The following is an 18,480-nucleotide window of genomic DNA, read 5'->3' as shown; positions in this document are numbered from 1 at the left end:
GTCTCTACGAGCGGAGCAGTCGAGTGTCTCGGCTCGTACGCAGGTCGACGATTCTCGCGATGACGATAGGCCGACGGCCCTTCGGACGGACAACTATGGCTCCGTATCCGCCGGCGGAGTCCGCTCGTCTGAGAAGACATATCCGACCCGGTCCGCTACTGCTGATATTCGAATGCCTGGATACGAAAACGCGGGGTATCGGCGGCTGTTCGAAGGTGAGGAACTCACGTTCGGTTTGAGTTTTCCTCTTACGGATTCGAACCGCTCGAGGCCGAACGTCGACGAGGAGATGCGCCTCGTACGCCGAGCCGAATCGTTGGGCTTCGACGCGCTCTGGTGTCGCGACGTGCCGACCTACTGGCCGTCGTTCGGCGATGCGGGCCAGACGTTCGACCCGTGGACGTGGCTCTCACAGGTCGCCGCCCACACCGACGACATCGCGCTCGGGACGGCCAGTATCGTCCTCTCGCTTCGCCATCCGCTTCACGTCGCCAAGTCCGCGGCGAGCATCGATCGACTCTCGGACGGGCGACTCGTCCTCGGCGTCGCGACCGGCGATCGAGACCCCGAATTTCCGGCGTTCGACGTCGACCCCTCGAGTCGCGGTGCCCGTTTTCGGGACGCCGTCGAGGTCCTTCGGACAGTCTGGCGGGAATCGGCACCCGAACTTGAGACCCGCTGGGGAACGCTTTCGGGCGAACTCGAACTCGTTCCGAAGCCGACGACGGAGACGCTTCCCTTGCTTCCGACGGGCCACGCCCGACAGGATCTCGAGTGGATCGCAGAAAACGGCGACGGCTGGCTGTTCTATCACCTCCCGGAGTCGACCCTCGAGAGCTTCCTCACGGATTGGCGCGAGCACGCGGGCGAGAAGCCCTTCTCCATGGCGATGGGTGTCGAGTTCGCCGACGAGGTGGGGACCGAACCGACGCCCATTCACCAGGGAATGCGAGCCGATCCCGAGTGGTTCGTAGAGTACTTCCGGGACATAGAGCGGTTGGGTGTCGATCACGTTATCGTCGGGCTCGGCGGCGACGACCGAGAGCGAGCGCTCGAGACGTTCGAAGCCGAAATACTCGCGGAATTGTCCTGACGCGGTCGTCGTGGAAAAGCGTTCACCGCGGACGGTTCTTCGCTCGTCTCACTCCCTGTCGGCCGATTCGTCGGACTCTCCCCCGGGATCGCTCGTGACCGACCCGGCGACGCGTTTGGCGACCACCGAGGGAACGTCGGAGGGCATCGTGAGCCGGCGCTGGATGAGAACGAGCCCGGCCGAGAGAACGAGCAACGTCCCGCCGACGAACGGATCGCCCCGAACGAAGAGGAACTCGAGCCCCGCGAGGGCGGCGGGAATCGCGAGGATGAGCACGCCCGCGAGCTTGATCGTGTCGATGATGCCGGCCATTGGGTCGGGCTACGAACGACAGCCTCAAAAAGACGCCGACGTCGGCCGACCCGGAACGGCTTTGGCTCGCCGCCCGTCATCTCCACTCGAAAGTCAACTATGTTCACGGGAATCGTCGAGGAAACCGGCGAAATCGTCTCGCGCGAAGAGACCGAGGACGGGCTTCGATTCCGGATCGCGGCCGAGGAGGTTGCGACGGGTCTCGAGCACGGCCAGAGCATCAGCGTCAGCGGTGCCTGTCTCACCGTCGAGCGCTTCGAGGGCCGATCGTGGTTCGAGGTCTTTCTGGCGAGCGAGACGGTCGAGCGGACCTACCTCGGCGAACTGGACGAAGGGGACGCCGTCAATCTCGAGCGAGCGATGCCCGCCGACGGGCGCTTCGACGGCCACGTGGTCCAGGGTCACGTCGACGCCGTGGCGACGGTCGAGGCCGTCGAACCCGTCGGCGAGGACTGGTACTTCGAGTTCGCGCTCCCCGAGGGCTACGACCGCTACGTCGTCGAGAAGGGGTCGATCACCCTCGACGGAATCAGTCTCACGGTCGCGGAGCTGACCGACGACGGGAACGTGACGGTCGCGATTATCCCGACCACGTACGACGAAACCGCCCTCTCCGAGAAGTCGCCCGGCGATCCGGTCCACCTCGAGGTCGACGTGCTCGCGAAGTACGTCGAACGATTGGTCGAGTCCCACCTCGAGTAGCGACGGGCCTCGACCGTATCGATATGGTGTTATCGCCTCTTTCTCTCGTTCGCGATAGTATATATCAAAGTATTTATAATTCGAGACAAACTATTCGACGGTATGGGTGGGTACCTTTGAGTTGGAATCCAAGGATCACCGAATACGACGCGCTACAGGGGGAAGCTAATGTATATCTGTGAGGCGTGCGGCCGAGAGTTCGAGTCCGAGCGAACGGAGTGTACCGATTGTAGAACACAGTTGACGCCTCTCCGGGAGCTAGACTCCTTCGGCACCTACACGCGCCTTCGCGATCAATCGAGAGACGGCGACTCAGAACGTGTACAGGACTCGAGCGGATCCAGGCTGTTGTTTCCGGTTGCGGCCGTTGTTGGTGCGATAGTGCCGTCAACGGGCTACGATCGTCTCTCGTACGTCGTTTCGCTGCTGGTAGTTGGATGGGGGTTCATCGGGATACATGCGGGATACTGGCTCGGCGGTCTGATCGTTATCATCTCCTCGGTTTTGCTCACTCCACCGTCCCGCCGCGCGACCGGATCGTTCACGGGGATACTACTGTTCGTCGTCGTCTTTTTGCTCGGTCGATCCTCTCCGACGACGTGGCTTTTCTGATCGGGCGACGAAAACCACTACCGACTGCTATCGCTGTGCCGGCTCGAACTCCGTCCGTTCGGGCGTCAGGTCCGTTCCATCGATATCCTCTCGAACCTCGCGGTATGTTCGACGGTAGCGGGCGATTTTCCGGTAGAGGTAGTAACCGAAGATGGCATTGAACACGACGATGAAGCCGACGAAGGCGGCATCTGGGCTGATCGCCAACAGCTCGGCGGCCGTTGCCGGAACGAACTGCACGGTGGAGTTGTACAACCCGTGAACGAACGCAGCGACGAGCAGTCCTTTGACGATCAGCGGGCCGGCGTTTTGCGGGTTGAATTTCGCAAGGCCGAGATAGAAGCCAGCGATCGCAGAGTAGATGACGTGACCAGGGCCCGCGAGCGCTCGAGTCGTCGCGATTTCAGTCGCCCCGACGAGCAGGCCGGTGCCGGCCTCGAGATCGGTTAGATAGCCGCCGATGTAGATCGCGTTCTCGATGGAGGCGAACCCGAGCCCCGCGACGGCACCGTAGACCGCCCCGTCGATCACCGCGTCGAAACTGTCGCTTCGGTAGGCGTAGACGCGAACGGCGAGCAGTTTGACGACTTCCTCGACCGGGCCGACGATCAGGAAGAAAAACAGGAGACTCCCGAGGACGGTCGCTCTATTGAGGAATTCGCCGCCGACCGTGTTGATAACTGCTGCGAAGGGGGCGAATAAAACGACCAAAACGAACGTCGCGACGAGCAAGCCGAGGGGCTCTCTGGTCGTGATATCCGCGTACCAAATGTAGGCAGCGAGTAACGCCGCGGGAACGACCGACAGCAGGAAGAAGACGCTGATGAGCGGTTCCTCGGCGACGATGATCGCAGGTGAGAGCAAAATCGAGGCCGTGATCCCCAGTGCGACCAGGAGAACGATTACGGGGAATCCGTAACTGAGAGCGGTATAGACGCTGTAAGCGAACCGGTCGAGCAGCGAGCGCGGCTCCCACGTCGATACCTCCTGTAAGTCCATCGAGTCGTCTGCGGCCCGTTCGATCGGATCGCGTCGCCGTGACATATCACCCAAATCACCGCCCGTTCGGAAAGACGTTTCCGCCCGGTGAACACGGAATCCACAAAGGCCTCCCCTTCGTATAAGGTCGTATGCACTTCGATCAGCGAACCCAACGCGCGCTTCGAGACGTTGGCCTCGAGACCGAGGATCTCCGCGAGGCGTCGACGGCCGTCGTCGAGGCCGTCGAGGCCGACGCCGACGCGCTCGAGTCCTTTTTCGACGAGTATGAGACGGTCTACTCGGACATGGACATGGCCCACTCGAGCGAGGAGTACCCCGAACACGCCGTCGAGTACCTCGATCTGATGACCCACGCCGACGAGATGCGCGGCTGGCTTCGATTCGATAGCTGGGGCGTCTACGTCGAGGACGGGCGGCTCCTCGAGGACGAGTATGTCGAGTTGACGCTGGGCCCGACGGTCGACGGCCGGGTCAGATTCGCGCCGGACCGAGACACGCTGCGATGACCGGGGTCCGCGTCCGCGGTATTTACACGACTGCCATTACCAAGTTGCTACGGAACGCAGGGCTCGAGGTCGTTCAGGCCTCCGAGCCGATCCGGGAACGGTTCGACGCCGAGTTCGCGGTCGCTCCCGCGGCCGTGAGCGTCGACACGACTCGAGACAGACAGGGTGTCGGGATCTCCGGCCCGCCGGAGGCCGTCGAAACCGTTGCGAGTGAACTCGAATCCGTCGCGATCGACGCCTTCCGCTGGGAGAGCGACGTCCCCGTCGGAGCCGTGTTCGACGCCGAGGTACTCGAGGCGTCGGGCGGAAGCGGCGCGGTCGTCGATCTCGGCGACGGCCGTCGGGGCTCTCTCAACTACGACGACGCTGACGGCTACGTCGACTCGGGCGATCGGTATCGCGTGCAGGTTCGCGAGTCGACGCCACCGTGGGCCGACGACCGGCCGCGGGTCGCGCCAACACTCGAGGTCCGAAGCGGCCTCTGTACCGTCTCACGTGACCGTAACGGGATCTCGGCGGCGCTATCGGGCGAACGCGCCAACGAACTCGTCGGCATGACGGACCTGCTTTCGACGGACGTGCCCGACGACTGGGGACTCCGCTGGCACCACACCGCCGCCGACGCGGATCTCGAGGCGATGGGAGAGGCCGTAGAGCGTGCGGTCGACCGAGCCGAGACGCTCGAGGAGGCGGTTTCGATGTCCGATTCGGAGCCTGACGAACCAGCACAGGTCGCCGTGCCCAGGGCGACCATCTGGCTCTGGTTCGGCCGCAAGTCGCGGTTCGCACTCGACGAGGCCAGACGCGCCGTCGAGACGACGATGCCGGGTCACCACCGAACGAAGGCCGCGGACAGGACGGCGAGCTCTGCGGTGGACTTTGCGGAAGCCGTCTGTGACTCTCTCGCGGGTGAGATGGGGTCAGGCGCTCTTTTCGGTTCGGGCGCGAACTCCGATCTAGACGCAAACTCCGGTTCGGACGCGGATGCGAACGGCTCGTTCCCGTTCGCCGCCGTCGCTGGCCAGTTCGGCCCTGAACCGGGCGACCGTCTCGAGATCGGGCACGGAAAACCCGACGGGAGGTTGATCTCGCTCGGCTACGGCGACGTCGTCGACTGGGAATCCGACGGGCGGCTCACGCTCGAGCGGTCGATGCGCGGGGGCGGCAGCTACGACGCGCTGGGAACGCCGAAGGAGGACGGCGACGCGGCCGTCACGAAGTTCCGCGAGGGACGCTGGTGGTATCCGACGACGTACAAAGCCGACGACGGCTCGACGAAGGGAACCTACGTCAACGTCTGTACGCCGGTCGAACTGTTCCCTGACACGGTTCGGTACGTCGATCTCTACGTGGACGTGATTCGGACGCCCGCCGGGGACGTCGAAATCGTCGACGAGGCGGAACTCGAGGCCGCGCTCGAAGACGGCGTCGTTTCCGCGGCGTTAGCGGAGAAGGCACGAAGCGTCGCCGGCGCGGTCGAGCGGGCGCTTTCGAAGTAGCGGTGGCGGACGAGTCGTCGGGAGATTTCCGGTCTGAACGCGGAGAATCCGTCGTTAGTCCGAGGCCGCTGCGATGTCGCCGACGGATTCGACTGGCTCGCCGGGAAGATCGGCTGTCGGGAGAAGATGAACGTAGTCGTCGAGGTCGAGTGCGAATTCGCGGGCGGTTTCCGGGTTGACCCAGTAGAGGTCGAATTCTGCGCCGTGTTCTTCGCCGCCATCGGTCACCGTGTGGGTCCACTCGTCGCGCGGTTCGTGGACGCTCGAGTGGAAGAAGTGGCGGACGTACCGCTTTGGGGGAGATTCTCGTCGCGTCCAAACGTCGGTCGAGAGGTGTCGGGTCGCGTTGAGCGTTCCGAGTCCGCTCTCCTCGATGACTTCCCTGAACAGCGCGTCTCGTGGGGTTTCGCCCTGCTCAAGGGTCCCCTTCGGGATCTGTAAGCCGTCGTGTCCCGGCCCTTCGAACACCAACAACTCGCCCGTAGCGCGCGTAATGTAGGCGCACGCCTTTTGGACGTACGTAATCTCAGACATGATGCCAAGTAGCACAACGACCGGAGTGAAAAGCGTATCCTCAAGGGGATTAAATGTGATTAAGGGAATTCGGGTGAAACGGGAGTCAGTTCCGTAATTACAGTGTGGGCAACCCGCCTTCGCCGATGGCGGACCGATACGGATTCGATTCAATCCGCGGTCGATGTCGCGTCGCGTTCTGTGACCGACTCGTCGTCTCGCCGTGTGAAAACCGTCGCGAGGGCAGGTCCGGAGATGTTGTGCCAGACGCTGAACAACGCCGGGATCAGCGCGGCGATCGGATCGAAAAACGCAACCGCGAGCGCGACCGCGAGTCCGCTGTTTTGGAGGCCGACCTCGAACGCGCAGGCGCGTGCTCGATCCGTGCTCATTCCCGTTAAAGAGCCGACGCCGTAGCCCGCGCCGAGCCCGAGCGCGTTGTGGACGATCACCGCGAGGAAGACGATTGCGCTCGCGGTGAGGATCTCCTCGACGTTGAGGCCGACGATCGCCGCGACGATGAGGACGATGGCGAGTACGCTGATCGCGGGAAAAATAGAGAGCCCGGCGTTCGCAACTGTCGGCGCGTACCTGTCGAGTAGGACGCGCAAGAGGAGGCCCGCGACGACCGGAATCAAGACGATAAGGACGATCTCCTCGGCCATCGCGCCGAAGGTGACGGTGATCTCTTCGCCCGCGAGCAGGACGATCCACGCGGGCATGACCAGCGGCGCGGCGAGGGTCGTCACCGACGTGATCGTCACCGAGAGCGCGACGTCGCCGCGGCCGAGGTAGGTCATCACGTTCGAGGCCGTTCCGCCCGGTGCGGCACCGAGCAGAATCAGCCCGACGCCGATCTCCCACGGAAGGCCGAGAAGCACGACGAGTAGATAGGCGAATATCGGCATGAACACCCACTGGGCCGCCGCACCGATGAACACGTCTCGAGGTCGCTCGAGAATTCGGCGAAAATCCGCCGGCGTGAGCGTGAGCCCCATTCCGAGCATGATGATGCCGAGCATCACCGAAATATACGCCCCCAGCGGCGTGAACGTCGACGGCGAATACAACGCGAGTGCCGACCCGAGGAGAATCCAGACGACGAAGTACGTGCTCGTAAACGCCCCGACGCGTTCGAGGTGTCGTATCAGGCGCATCGGCTCGCCTCCTCGGACCCTGCCATACTCTTTCATGGGAGTGTGGCGGCTGATAAACGAATCGGTGGTCGACCGACAGTCACTCTCTCGAGGGTGAAAACCGCGTCAAAATGGGAACCGGTCCACGGTCCGCCGGGGCTCGAGCCCGCTCACCGAAGTCTCAGTCGGCCGCGAGCTTGTCGAGTCCCGCCGACTCGATATCCGATCCGTCGACCGACGAGCGAAGCGAGTCCATGCCGTCGTCGCGGTCGATGTCGAAGTCGTTCTGGTACAGTTCCTCGACGCGAGCCATCTCCTCGTCGGTGAGTTTGGGCACGTCACTGGCGGCCGCCCACTCGTCGATATCCGCCTTCGTCCGGAACGTCGGCGTCACGGTCGCGACGGAGTCGTGGGAGAGCAGCCACGCGATCGAGGCCTGGCCCATCGTTCGCTCTCCCTCCGCGGCGTCGGATTCCGCGCGCTCTAAGAACCGCAGCGACTCGAGTTTCTCCCAGCCCGTTTCGTACCACTCGTCGGGGCGAAAGCCGCGGTGGTCACCCTCGCCGAGTTCCGTCTCGGGGGTGACCTGCTCGTTGAGGATGCCCGAGGAATGGGGAACGCGCGGGATGAGACTCGTCGACGAATCCGTTCGTTCGATCGTCTCGAGGAAGTGATTGCCGACCTCCTGTTCGAGCATGTTCCAGACGAGCTGGACGGAGTCGAATTCCTCCTCGATGGCGAGGTCGCCCTCCGCGAGCCAGCCGATCGAGGGGCCGAGCGCGAGCCCCGTCGCGTCGATCTTGCCTTCTTCCTCGAGTTCGTCCAGCAGTTCGAGGACGTCCGGCGTGATCTCGGAGACGTCGGCGTTGTGGAGCTGGAGCACGTCGATCGTGTCCACCTGCAGGCGATCGAGGCTCTTCTCGACGGCCTCGCGGAGATACTCGGGGTCCATCTCCTTGGGGAGTTCGCCGTGGCCCGCCTGGGGGTTGTTGTAGAAGTCGTAGCCGACCTTTGTGGCGAGGGTCACGTCCTCGCGAACGTCGGCGAGCGCATCGCCGATGAGTTCCTCGCTTCGCCCGTGTCCGTAGACATCGCCCGTATCGATGTAGGTGACGCCCTGATCGACGGCGTACCGAACCATTTCGATCGCGTCTTCCTCGGAACGGTCGCCCCACCAGTCGGTGCCGACGACCCACGCGCCGAAGCCGACCTCGCTGACCTCGAGGCCGGAGTCGCCGAGTTCGCTGTAGTGCATACGCGGTCGTTCGAAGCGAGGGGACTTAGGGTGTACGGAACGTGCCCATCCGGTGGGAACTCACCCGTTATACGGTGGCCTTTCAACTCGGACGAATCGGAACTCTCTCGAGGCCGTCGGCGTCTCACCGTCTCGAGGCGGTCACTGTAACAGTCTCTCGAGGCGGTTAGTGTGTTAGTGCCCAACCGATCACGTCGTCACCGTCGTCGGTCAGAGGTGATCGACCGGAGAGAGATCGAACCCCTTACGGTAATTTGTGTACTAGAGATGCGTATGGCCGAGCTCCGCTCCCGGAAGGGACACTGGATCCTCACATCGATCGCCGTCATCGTCGCGCTCGTCGGCATTTTTCTCCTCCAGTCCGGGACGGTATCTTTCCCCGATCCGCTGGGAATGGTGGGGGTCGTCCTCGGAAGCGTCGCCGGATTTCTGGCGATCATCGTGGCGGTTCTGCTCGCCGGGGCGTTGTGTGCGTTCGCGCTTGCTCGTCTCGCATCACTGCTGTTTTCCTGAAACTGGTACTCGAGGCCGAGTACCCGATCTCATCGGATAGAACCGCGACTGTCCGGCAAGTCGATCGGACAACCGAACCCCTATGACCTCCCCGCCAGTAATACGTCTATATGACAAAGCGGCACGTCTCGCTTCCCGAGGAGGCAGAGGCGGGTATGCGGGAGTTCGTAGCGGAGGTCGACGAACGACTCTCGAGCGACGAAGACACGTGCAGCGTCGTCGAAGACGTTCTCATCGACCTTTCAGGGGACAGAGAGGCCTACGATCGATGGCAGGCCGGCGAATCGGTGTCGACGGCAGAACGCGTCCGGTTGCAGAGCTACGACCCGTGTCACACGACCCTCGAGAGCGAGTACTACGCCGAAAAGGACGAGGAGAAGTTTCGCAGGTCGAAACACCTCCAGTGGCTCTGGCGGCAGTTCGACAGTCTCCCGATCGCGGACAACGTCGAGTTCGCGCTTCGGTTCCGCCGAATGCTCGCGAACCACCTCTTCGAGGACTGCGGGGAGAACTGCCGATTTTTCAAGGGCATCTCGTTCACCTACGGCCACAACATCACGATCGGCGACAACACGGTCGTCCACGACGATGCCCACCTCGACGACCGGGGGAAACTGACGATCGGTGATCGCGTCTCCGTTTCCGACGGCGTCCACGTCTACAGTCACGATCACGATGTCGTCGACCAGACGGCGGTTCGAAACTTCCACACGATCGTCGAAGACGACGTTCGTCTCACGTACGATTCGATGGTGCGTGCGGGTAACAAGGTCGGCGAGAACGCCATCGTTGGCGCGCGTGGGATCGTCCAGCACGATATCCCCGCCCACCACATCGCCGTCGGAATGCCCGCAAAAAGCGTCAAAATCAAGCCCGGCTGGGAGTCCGTCGCCACGCCGATCGAGGACGCCGGCGTCAACCGACAGGAACAGCGTCACCTCGAGTACGATCTCGAAGACGACCTCGAGGACTTCGACGAGTTCCAGCGCGATCTCGAGCCGTCGAGCTGAACTGTCCGCCGGTACTGACTCTCTCGTTGCTTGAACGCAGGGAATAGCCAAGTGTGTGGAGTGCGTTATGTTCACACATGGACCCCTGGGGGTGGCTCGCCGGTTACGTGGTCCTGTTCGCCCTCCTCCACCTGTTACTGTATTATTTCTACGTCCGTCGAGCGAGCGACGACACGACGTCGTCGCCGTCGTTTTCGGAGCCGGATCAGGGTCGTCCGAAATCCTCACCCCAGACGCCGTACGATCGCTATCCTACTCAGGAGGAGTTCGACGACCCGTCAGAACTTGAAGAGAGCCTCGAATTCGACGGCGAAACGATGCAGTGTCCCCACTGTGGCGCTCGAAACGAGTCCGACCAGACGTTCACGTACTGTTGGAACTGCGTCTCATCGATTCACCGATAGCGTCGTCGGTAATCTATTCTTTCGAAGACCGTCGGGCGCGTCGAAGAACGCACGCTTCTGGACCGAGCGGGACCAACTCTCGAGATCGAAGAATCGCGGATACGACGGCGAGTGACCTACGTTGAATCGGGTAACCCGGCCTCGAGCGCGTCGAGGTGGTCAACGCCGACGACGGCGACGACGGACCCTTCTTCCCCCCGTTCCCGAAGCTTCTCGATCATGCACCGTTCGCGGGTCTCGTCGCGATACGCGAGCGAACTCGAGGACGCCCCGTCCGTTCCGCCGAGGAGCGCCTGGACGCCGGCGACGTGTGCCCGTTCGTGGGCGGCCTGCGTTTCCGGCTCGTCGTCGTGCCCACAGGAGTACTCGATCGGTTCGTCACAGGCGACGGTCATCGAGGTCACGTCAGTAAGCGTTGCGGCGACGCGACAGGCGAGCGCGTCCCGCGTCGCCCCGCCGAGACTCGAGACCACGCGCCGAGCGGTCGAGGGCGAGACGCGATCGGCGACGAGTCGAGCGACGAGGCGGCGGAAGAACGGCCAGTTCGGCGCGTCGATACCAGTGATTTCTGCGTTCGAAACGGCTCCGATCGCGGCGCTCATTTCGCCACCAAACCGGGGTGGTGACCGCTCGTCTCGAGCGTAGGCTCGGTACAACGCCACGGCGGCCGAAGGCAACTCGAGGGCGAGGATATCGGGTTCGGTCCGTTCGAGGACGGCCCGGACGCGGCCGACGCTCGCGGGGTGGTCGTGGACGACACCGAGGAGAACGATATCGTCATCGGGACGCCCGACGGAGCGACAGAACTGGGAGGTAACTCGGGGATCATCGACGGCGGTCGCGATCGAAGACGCAGCCATGTGGAGACGAATAGTACTACGGTAGGGCGACCATAACCCTTCTGTTATTCGCGGAAGTCGCTCGTTTCTTTCGTGAAACGATCGCTCGGCGTGACACTAGTTACTTGTTACCGGGAGAGTCTTGCTTGAGTGTCAGTTCCGCCCTATCCGTACTCAAGTGGCTGAGATGGCCTTCTCGGAGCCGCGCCCGCTGTTCGGGCTCGTTCCGGCAGGTAACATTCTGTGAGCTATGACAACGGTTTCGGTGGTTTATCTGGTCTGGGTCCCTCCATGACGGTGGATACTCGGTAGCGAAAACCGTCCCGCGGTTACGGACGAATCGTTTGCACGTCGGGCGACCAGACGCGTGTCGAACTGAGAAGCGACCATTCGCCGAACGAAGAACCAGTCGCTTGCCGAACGAAGCAACAGTATCGGGCGCTCGGCCTCCTCAAGGAGCGTCAATCGTTGTTCGGTGCGGTCCATTGGGGGAGACGAAAGACGGCGCGTTCTCGAGCGCGTCACTCGAATCCAGCGACGTCGAAAACTGAATCACACCATGCGGGAGAATCTCGAACCTTCGGACACGGGAAAACGCGTACTGAACGCCGACGGAACTGCAGTCGGACGCATCGCCGATGTCGAAAACGGTCGCGGATACGTCGTTCTCGATCCCGGCCTCACCGAGACGATCAAAGCGAAACTCGGCTGGGGGTCCGTTACCGAAGAAGCACACCCTCTCGACGCGGGAAGTATCGAGAAGATCACCGAGAATGCGGTCTATTTACGCGGGACGCTGTGAGCGAGTAGTGGATTACTGATCGTCGAACGGAGACAACGAGGTTGCACTCGCTCGATACCGCCGAAACACGTCGTGAGCCCACTCGAGTGCCTCTGTCGAGTCGTTTCGGATCACTCCCCGATGTGTCAGGTCCGAATTGAGCAGGATGACGTAGACCACCGATTCCGTCGGCGTTTCGACGATCGATAGCTCGTAGGGGACCGTTTGGACTGCGTAGAAATCACCCTCACCGTCGACGAGTACTTCGCGGAGCCGCTGGGTGTATTCCGTTAGCGTATGCCTCGCGAGATCCTCCGTGAGAATCAATTCGACGTCGAGATCACCGTTCACGGACCGCTCGTAGAACTGCCGTCGAAACTGTGGCATCCTGTCGGCTGCGGCCATTCCTCGGACCCGATCGGCTCGACCGATCAGGTCGACGATTTCCTCGAGCGGTTCGCTCGGGGCGTGGGGTGGGATCTCGAGTAATGTTGCATTACGAACCATATCGACGGTTATCGGCGTTTCTGCTGGCAACTCTCGCAGCAGATCGCTCAGTTGCGAAACCGACTCGAAGGTTTCTAAACTCCGGCGGTGCTCGGACAATGCGAGTCGACCCGCGACAGTCAGTCGAAAGCCGTCGTCGGTGCGCCGAATACAGTCTAACCACTCGAGTTCGCGGATGGCTCGATCGATCGTCGATCGGGAGCAATCGAGGACCTCGATGAGTTCGGGCTTGGCGGCCGGCCCCTCCTCGAGTCGCTCGAGGAGTGGCGAGCGCTTGGCGACCGTTTGAAGAATATCGGGATCAGCGCTCGGATTCCCCATCTCACCTATTGGACGCGGAGGAACGGCTAAAAAGTTCCCGGTCCGGCTGACTCCCTCCTGGAACCGCTATCGTTAGACGCCCGTACTGTAGCGCAAGATACCTGCGAAGCCGCCGAAGGCGTTGTAGAGCTGCTCGCCTTTCTCGAAGTCAGTCGAGATGAATTTCGTTTCGGTCCCGCGCTGTTCGGCGATTTCGATGAGGTGATCGATCGCGTCTTCCCGATCTTCCTCGTCGGCCTCGAGGGCCGTTCCACACTCCGAGCACTCGTGGTTCGGTATCGATTTGCGCCGGTCGATCACTTCGTAATCGGTGTTCGAACACTCCGGACAGTCGAAGATGACGACATCGGACCGAAGATCCTCGCTAATTAACAACGTCTCGACCGACCCCATGATGAGATTATCTCGCGTCTGCTCGAAGCCGTAGGTCGCCTTCTCGCCGGCGTGGAGTTCCTCGAAGAACTGCTCCATCTCCTTCTTCTCTTTCATCACTTCCGCGTCGGCGAGGGCGTCCTCGGCGTTGTCGACGAGTTCCTTTAGACCGGACTCGTCGGTGTAGGAGACGTCAAATTTGCCGATGACGTTGTCCTGAATCTCGTGGTGGAGGTAGTCACCGTCGAGAAATTCGTCTTTGGTCGGCGAGGGGCCGCCGACGAGGATGCCGTCCATCTCGTGTCGTTTGGGGACGAACAGGTCGTTGCCCATCTCGGCGACCTCCTGATAGAAGTTGTCGATCGCCTCGAGACGGAGCCGAGCGAATCGCTGAGCGGACTGGCCACCTTTTCGCTGTTTGCCGGGAACCAGCGACGAGGCGGATTTGACCGGCTCGATGCGTTTGCCCCGAAGCCAGCCGACGTTGGCCTCGCGCCGGTCGAGCACGATCAGGCCGTACAGGCCGTTGTCCGCGAGCATGTGCTCGAGCGGTTCGGTGAGAAAGTCCGAATCGCAGTGATAGCGGAAGGATTCGACGGGCTGGGGCGGGCTCTCGAGGACGTTCGTGACCATCTCTGTCCTGCCGCCGCCGGAATCGACGGCCCCCGAGAACAGGACGAGACCGTTGTCCGGCGGAAACGTATCGTAGTACCGAAGGCGATCTTTGATGGACGTTAACGCGTCCTGAACGTTGGTCCGTGTCTGTTTTGACTTGATGTTGGCCGCTTCGGAGTGTTCCTGGGTGACGTGTGCGACGACGTCACTGATCTGGCGGTCGTCGGGAACGTAGATCGTCACGAGTTGTGTTCCCGACCCCTCGAAATTCTTGAGATCCTCGATAACCTTCCGGAATTCGTATTTCTTCCGGTCGGAGTGTTCCTGCTCGCCCTCCTGACTCATTGGTCGTACAAAGCACTGCTGCGGGTAAGTATTTGTTGACCTGCCCGAGTGCGCGCGTAGACGGGGGGCTCGTCGTCGCCGTCAACGCGCTTTTTCCGTCGTCGGTGGGGCTCGGATCTGCAAATTCGGTTCGGTCGTCCTCGAAACGTTATATTTCGGACCGGTACCGTACGGATATATGTCACGATTTAAGGTGTTCCCGCTACACTGTGGCGGTATAATCAATATGTCCGACAAGACGGTATTCGCCATCGGGAGTGGAAAGGGCGGTGTTGGGAAGACGACGACGACGGTAAACCTCGGTACTGCGCTCGCTCAGACGGGTGAACGCGTGGCGATCGTCGACACCGACCTCGGCATGGCGAACCTCGCGGGGTTCGTCAGTTTGAGTACGGATTCGACCACCCTCCACGACGTGTTGGCCGGAAACGCGTCGGTAGCGGACGCCACGTATCCGTTGACGGACAATATCGTGGCCGTTCCGAGCGGAACCGGACTTGAGGAGTACGCCGAGACCTCGCCCGAGGGACTCCGGGAGGTCGTCGATGAACTGCGCGATAAATTCTCGTACGTCTTTCTCGATGTCGGCGCTGGCGTCAGCCACGAAACCGTTCTCCCGCTCGGACTCGCAGACGCCGTCTTGCTCGTTTCGACGCCGGAACCCGCGTCGGTTCACGACACGAAAAAGACCCTCGAGTTGACCGACCACGCCAGCGGAAAGGCTGGCGGATTGATCGTTACCCGGACCCGATCAGGGAGCAACGTCTCTCCCGAGGATATCGCCGCCCGACTCGACATTCCGCTGGTGAGTGCGATTCCGGACGATCCCGCCGTCCGCGAAAGCCTCTATGCGGGGACGCCGCTCGTCGTCTACGACAGCCAGCAGCCTGCCGCGGTCGCGTACAAACAGTTGGCAGCCGAGTTTTCCGAGATCGTTGCGGAGATGGATACTGCGGATCCGTCCGACGACCCGAACACCGAGCAAGATATCACCGGCGGTGAGGCGTCCAGCTCGTCGGATTCTTCCGGTGGGGATTCAGATTCCAGGGAAAACCGCTCGAAGAGTACAACGGAAGTCGAGACCGATTCCTGATCGACGACTGCCTCGTGCGTTGACCAGTATTCCGTCTTCCGCTACCGCGAAGGTAGTTTGGACGTTCACCGCCGTTTCTTCTACGTTCGCCGACTTTCGTCGGGTAGCTGTTTGCTACCACTCCGCCTTTCTACTTTTTGGCGGGGACAGTCCCATAGCGGCCGATAGCCGAATACCGATTCTTTCGGAAGCGATCCCGGGTAAACCGGTACCTGAACAGTTGCACGACACACCATCACAGCTTCTGAACGGTTATTCGCGGTCAACAACCCGATAGCGAGGGACTACACGTGAACGTTCCGGATAGCAATCCATTCCAGAAAGAATGATCTGATTACTAATCAGGGGTGGTCTGGAGTGGGTGAATATGGAGCGAAGAAAGATCCTCCTCGGCAGTGGTGCCGTGTTCGCAACCGCACTCGCGGGTTGTTCAGACAGTACAAGCGAAGAGAACGGCGGTGATGACGACGACGGTGGTGGCGGTGGCGATGACGGCTCCGACGGTATCGATGACAGTAATGGAAACGAAAGCGACGACGATTCCGACGACGAGGAATCGGACGAAGTCCCCGGGTTCGACAAAGACAAGCTCGATCTGGGTCACACGGACGTGAAAGTCGACGACATCAAACGCGACGGCTACCACGTCGAAGTCGAGGTGACCCTCGAGGACACGTTGAGCCAAGACGAACTCTACGCGGTCGTCGAAGAGCTCGGCATCGTCGCCGCGGAGGCGATCGACGATCCGGAAACGTTCGTGGAATCGGTCGAAACCATCGAGTTTACGATCTTCAACGCGGACGGAAACACGGTGTTGAGCTTCTACGTCGATGTCGCGTGGGCGGTCGCGTTCGTCCAGAACAACATGTCCGAAGAAGAGTTCAAACATAAAGCGCTCGCAACCGCGTAGTCGGACACCGACTTTTTTCGGAGAAACGGAACGCGATGAGTGCCCAGAGTCGCCGTTTCACCGTCTGGACCGAGCGTTACCGGCTACACCGAGGCCGATCCACTATTTCGAAGTATCCCGCCGCTTCTCAAGGGACACCATTCCACGTCACCGGACCGGTTCCGCAAGGGAGGTCTCCGCCGCCACCGCTATCGGATCATCTCGCGAAGAGATTGTGACGCCCGTTTTTCACATCGAGCGCGGCGCGGCGACGCCGAGCACCGACAGCGCGTTCGCGACGGTGTGTCGCGACGCGGCGACGAGCGCGAGTCGCGCCTCGCGAACCTCGGGGTCGACGTCGTCGGCGAGGACCGGGCACTCGCGGTAGAACGTGTTGAACGCGTCCGCGAATTCGCGGGTGTACGTCGCCACCTGGTGTGGCTGGAGGTCTTCGGCCGCCTCGTCGATCACCGACGGGAATCGCGCGATGGTCTCGAGAAGGTTTCGTTCGGCCTCGGTCTCGAGGAGATCCGCGTCCGCAGCCGCCGACAGGTTTTCGACGGCCGCGTCGGCGTCGTCCGCAGCGTCGCTTTCTTCTAAGATCCCACAACAGCGCGCGTGGACGTACTGGACGTACGGCGCGGACTGGGCCTCGAAATCGAGTGCTTGCTCCCACTCGAAGGTGATCGCCTTCGTCGGCTGTTTCGAGACGATATCGTACCGAACCGCGCCGATACCGACCTGGTGGGCGATGCGCTCGATGTCGTCCTCCTCGAGGTCGTCGTCGCGGATGCGGTCGTCGAGACGCGTTTCGACTTCGTCGCGTGCGCGAGAAATCGCTTCGTCGAGGAGGTCGTCGAGGTCGACGCCCGTTCCGCGGCGAGTCGACATCTTCCCCTCGGGGAGGTTGACGTAGGAGTAAAGCACCTGCTGAAGGCCGTCCGTGTCGTCGCCGAGTAACTCGAGCGTCGTTCGAATCTGTTTGGCCTGCAGTTTGTGATCCTCGCCAAGCACCGTCACCGCGCGGTCGTAGTTCTCGAGTTTCCACTCGTGGTGGGCGAGATCTCGAGTGGGATACAGCGAGGTGCCATCGGAGCGTAAGAAGACGAGGTTCTTGTCGATTCCTTGCTCCTCGAGTTCGAGTTGCCAGGCGTCTTCCTCGTAGACCGCGCCGTCGAGTTCCTTGAGTCGCGAGACGACGTCGTCGGTCGAGCCATCTTTCATGAACCGCGTTTCCTTGACGAACTCGTCGAACTCGGCGGGGAGTCGAGCGAGACAGGTTTTCATCCCCGAGAGCACCTGGTCGACGACCTCCGTGACGCGCTCGTAGGCCTCCTCGTCGCCGGCCTCGAGTCCCTGCATGATCGACTCGATCTCGGCCTCGGCTTCCTCGACCTCGGATTCGGACGCGTTCTCGAGGTAGGCGTTTCCTTTGCGGTAGTATCGAACCAGATCGTACTCGATGCGGTCGCGTTCGGGCTCGTCCTCGAGGGCCGCTTCGTCGAAGGTCTCGTAGGCCCACGTGAAGACGGCCATCTGCCGTCCCGCGTCGTTGACGTAGTAGTGGCGATCGACGTCGTAGCCCGCCGTATCCAGCAGGTTCGAGACGGCGTCGCCGATGATCGGATTCCGGGCGCGACCGACGTGGACCGGCCCCGTCGGGTTCGCGCTCGTGTGCTCGACGACGACGGATTCGTCCCGATCCTCGAGGTGGCCGTAGCGCTCGTCAGTGGCCCGGTCTAGGGTCGCCTCGAAGTACGCGTCGCTCGGCAGAAAGTTGAGGTACGGCCCCTGCGTTTCGACTCGAGCGACGGACGTCAGTTCGTCGGTATCGATTTCGTCTGCGAGTTGCTGGGCGACCTGCGGCGGCGGTGCGCCCGCTTCGCTCGCCAGTCGGAAGGCGACGCTCGAGGCGATCACGCTGTCGACGTCTTCGGGCGGCTTTTCGATCCCGAGATCCCCGGTCGGGAACTCGAGGGCCGAGAGCGCCCCCTCGAGGGCGTCTTCGACCGATTCGCGTAAGGTGAGGAACATACGGATCCGTATTCAGGGCTCGAGTAAAGGGGTGTCGGGTTCGAACGATCTCACGTCGTGATCACGGGCCGACCGATTCGGATGTGGGGATCCCATCGGATCGGACGATCGGTCCGAATTTCGCCTC

General features: G+C 61.9%; 20 protein-coding genes. 11 read left to right on the top strand and 9 right to left on the bottom strand.

Features of this window, described 5'->3' with window-relative positions; all coding sequences use genetic code 11:
* The first annotated feature begins 172 nt into the window (after positions 1-172).
* Positions 173-1,093, top strand: a complete 921-nt coding sequence (locus tag ACZ5C7_RS05440; protein ID WP_464375337.1) for an LLM class oxidoreductase — start codon at positions 173-175, stop codon at positions 1,091-1,093.
* Positions 1,094-1,141: 48 nt separating this feature from the next.
* Here ACZ5C7_RS05440 and ACZ5C7_RS05435 read toward each other — a convergent pair whose 3' ends face one another.
* Positions 1,142-1,405, bottom strand: a complete 264-nt coding sequence (locus ACZ5C7_RS05435; RefSeq protein WP_464375336.1) for a DUF7533 family protein — start codon at positions 1,403-1,405, stop codon at positions 1,142-1,144.
* A 99-nt stretch (positions 1,406-1,504) separates the two neighbouring features.
* Here ACZ5C7_RS05435 and ACZ5C7_RS05430 point away from each other — a divergent pair, with 99 nt between their 5' ends.
* Together ACZ5C7_RS05430 and ACZ5C7_RS05425 are read left to right on the top strand one after the other, a co-directional pair.
* Positions 1,505-2,107, top strand: a complete 603-nt coding sequence (locus ACZ5C7_RS05430; protein WP_464375335.1) for a riboflavin synthase — start codon at positions 1,505-1,507, stop codon at positions 2,105-2,107.
* A 168-nt stretch (positions 2,108-2,275) separates the two neighbouring features.
* A complete protein-coding gene (locus ACZ5C7_RS05425; protein ID WP_464375334.1) occupies positions 2,276-2,719 on the top strand; it encodes a hypothetical protein in 444 nt (147 codons plus the stop codon).
* A gap of 27 nt (positions 2,720-2,746) precedes the next feature.
* Here the strand turns inward: ACZ5C7_RS05425 and ACZ5C7_RS05420 are convergent, their stop codons facing one another.
* Complete coding sequence (locus tag ACZ5C7_RS05420; RefSeq protein ID WP_464375333.1) at positions 2,747-3,763, bottom strand: PrsW family intramembrane metalloprotease; 1,017 nt, start codon at positions 3,761-3,763, stop codon at positions 2,747-2,749.
* Between the two features lie 86 nt (positions 3,764-3,849).
* Here ACZ5C7_RS05420 and ACZ5C7_RS05415 point away from each other — a divergent pair, with 86 nt between their 5' ends.
* Together ACZ5C7_RS05415 and ACZ5C7_RS05410 are read left to right on the top strand one after the other, a co-directional pair.
* The gene (locus ACZ5C7_RS05415) at positions 3,850-4,227 is read left to right on the top strand and encodes a DUF7532 family protein (RefSeq protein ID WP_464375332.1); all 378 of its coding nucleotides are present in this window, start codon (positions 3,850-3,852) and stop codon (positions 4,225-4,227) included.
* A complete protein-coding gene (locus tag ACZ5C7_RS05410) occupies positions 4,224-5,726 on the top strand; it encodes a ribonuclease FAU-1 family protein (RefSeq protein ID WP_464375331.1) in 1,503 nt (500 codons plus the stop codon). The genes ACZ5C7_RS05415 and ACZ5C7_RS05410 overlap by 4 nt, the downstream gene beginning before the upstream one ends.
* A gap of 54 nt (positions 5,727-5,780) precedes the next feature.
* Here ACZ5C7_RS05410 and ACZ5C7_RS05405 read toward each other — a convergent pair whose 3' ends face one another.
* From ACZ5C7_RS05405 to ACZ5C7_RS05395, 3 genes are all read right to left on the bottom strand, one after another.
* Positions 5,781-6,260: an NUDIX hydrolase gene (locus tag ACZ5C7_RS05405; RefSeq protein WP_464375330.1), complete on the bottom strand. Its 480-nt coding sequence runs from the start codon at positions 6,258-6,260 to the stop codon at positions 5,781-5,783.
* Positions 6,261-6,409: 149 nt separating this feature from the next.
* On the bottom strand, positions 6,410-7,396 hold the full coding sequence (locus ACZ5C7_RS05400) for a bile acid:sodium symporter family protein (protein WP_464375329.1): 987 nt from the start codon (positions 7,394-7,396) through the stop codon (positions 6,410-6,412).
* A 160-nt stretch (positions 7,397-7,556) separates the two neighbouring features.
* Complete coding sequence (locus ACZ5C7_RS05395; RefSeq protein ID WP_464375328.1) at positions 7,557-8,630, bottom strand: aldo/keto reductase; 1,074 nt, start codon at positions 8,628-8,630, stop codon at positions 7,557-7,559.
* Positions 8,631-8,903: 273 nt separating this feature from the next.
* Here ACZ5C7_RS05395 and ACZ5C7_RS05390 point away from each other — a divergent pair, with 273 nt between their 5' ends.
* From ACZ5C7_RS05390 to ACZ5C7_RS05380, 3 genes are all read left to right on the top strand, one after another.
* Positions 8,904-9,143 (top strand): hypothetical protein, encoded by a 240-nt coding sequence (locus ACZ5C7_RS05390; protein ID WP_464375327.1) that lies wholly within the window; start codon positions 8,904-8,906, stop codon positions 9,141-9,143.
* A gap of 110 nt (positions 9,144-9,253) precedes the next feature.
* A complete protein-coding gene (locus ACZ5C7_RS05385; protein ID WP_464375326.1) occupies positions 9,254-10,153 on the top strand; it encodes an acyltransferase in 900 nt (299 codons plus the stop codon).
* A gap of 77 nt (positions 10,154-10,230) precedes the next feature.
* Positions 10,231-10,557, top strand: coding sequence for a DUF7577 domain-containing protein (locus ACZ5C7_RS05380; protein ID WP_464375325.1), 327 nt, complete (start codon positions 10,231-10,233; stop codon positions 10,555-10,557).
* Between the two features lie 116 nt (positions 10,558-10,673).
* On the opposite strand, the gene ACZ5C7_RS05375 is transcribed toward ACZ5C7_RS05380, so the two are convergent.
* Positions 10,674-11,417, bottom strand: coding sequence for a hypothetical protein (locus ACZ5C7_RS05375; protein WP_464375324.1), 744 nt, complete (start codon positions 11,415-11,417; stop codon positions 10,674-10,676).
* Positions 11,418-11,955: 538 nt separating this feature from the next.
* On the opposite strand from ACZ5C7_RS05375, the gene ACZ5C7_RS05370 reads away from it, so the two are divergent.
* Positions 11,956-12,198 (top strand): PRC-barrel domain containing protein, encoded by a 243-nt coding sequence (locus ACZ5C7_RS05370; protein ID WP_464375323.1) that lies wholly within the window; start codon positions 11,956-11,958, stop codon positions 12,196-12,198.
* 12 nt (positions 12,199-12,210) lie between these two features.
* Here ACZ5C7_RS05370 and ACZ5C7_RS05365 read toward each other — a convergent pair whose 3' ends face one another.
* Positions 12,211-13,005 carry a helix-turn-helix transcriptional regulator gene (locus tag ACZ5C7_RS05365; RefSeq protein ID WP_464375322.1) on the bottom strand — a complete coding sequence of 265 codons (795 nt, stop codon included), beginning with the start codon at positions 13,003-13,005 and terminating at the stop codon, positions 12,211-12,213.
* Positions 13,006-13,077: 72 nt separating this feature from the next.
* On the bottom strand, positions 13,078-14,337 hold the full coding sequence (prf1, locus tag ACZ5C7_RS05360) for a peptide chain release factor aRF-1 (RefSeq protein WP_464375321.1): 1,260 nt from the start codon (positions 14,335-14,337) through the stop codon (positions 13,078-13,080).
* A 226-nt stretch (positions 14,338-14,563) separates the two neighbouring features.
* Between prf1 and minD the strand changes: the two genes are divergently transcribed.
* Both minD and ACZ5C7_RS05350 read left to right on the top strand, forming a co-directional pair.
* On the top strand, positions 14,564-15,430 hold the full coding sequence (gene minD, locus ACZ5C7_RS05355; protein ID WP_464378404.1) for a cell division ATPase MinD: 867 nt from the start codon (positions 14,564-14,566) through the stop codon (positions 15,428-15,430).
* Positions 15,431-15,797: 367 nt separating this feature from the next.
* Positions 15,798-16,340 (top strand): DUF8159 domain-containing protein, encoded by a 543-nt coding sequence (locus tag ACZ5C7_RS05350; RefSeq protein WP_464375320.1) that lies wholly within the window; start codon positions 15,798-15,800, stop codon positions 16,338-16,340.
* Between the two features lie 228 nt (positions 16,341-16,568).
* On the opposite strand, the gene argS is transcribed toward ACZ5C7_RS05350, so the two are convergent.
* Positions 16,569-18,353 (bottom strand): arginine--tRNA ligase, encoded by a 1,785-nt coding sequence (gene argS, locus ACZ5C7_RS05345; protein WP_464375319.1) that lies wholly within the window; start codon positions 18,351-18,353, stop codon positions 16,569-16,571.
* Positions 18,354-18,480: the final 127 nt, after the last annotated feature.

The sequence above is a fragment of the Halostagnicola alkaliphila genome (assembly GCF_055379965.1).
The sequence above is the reverse complement of the archived record's forward strand: the minus strand, read 5'-3'. Positions and strand labels throughout refer to the sequence as shown.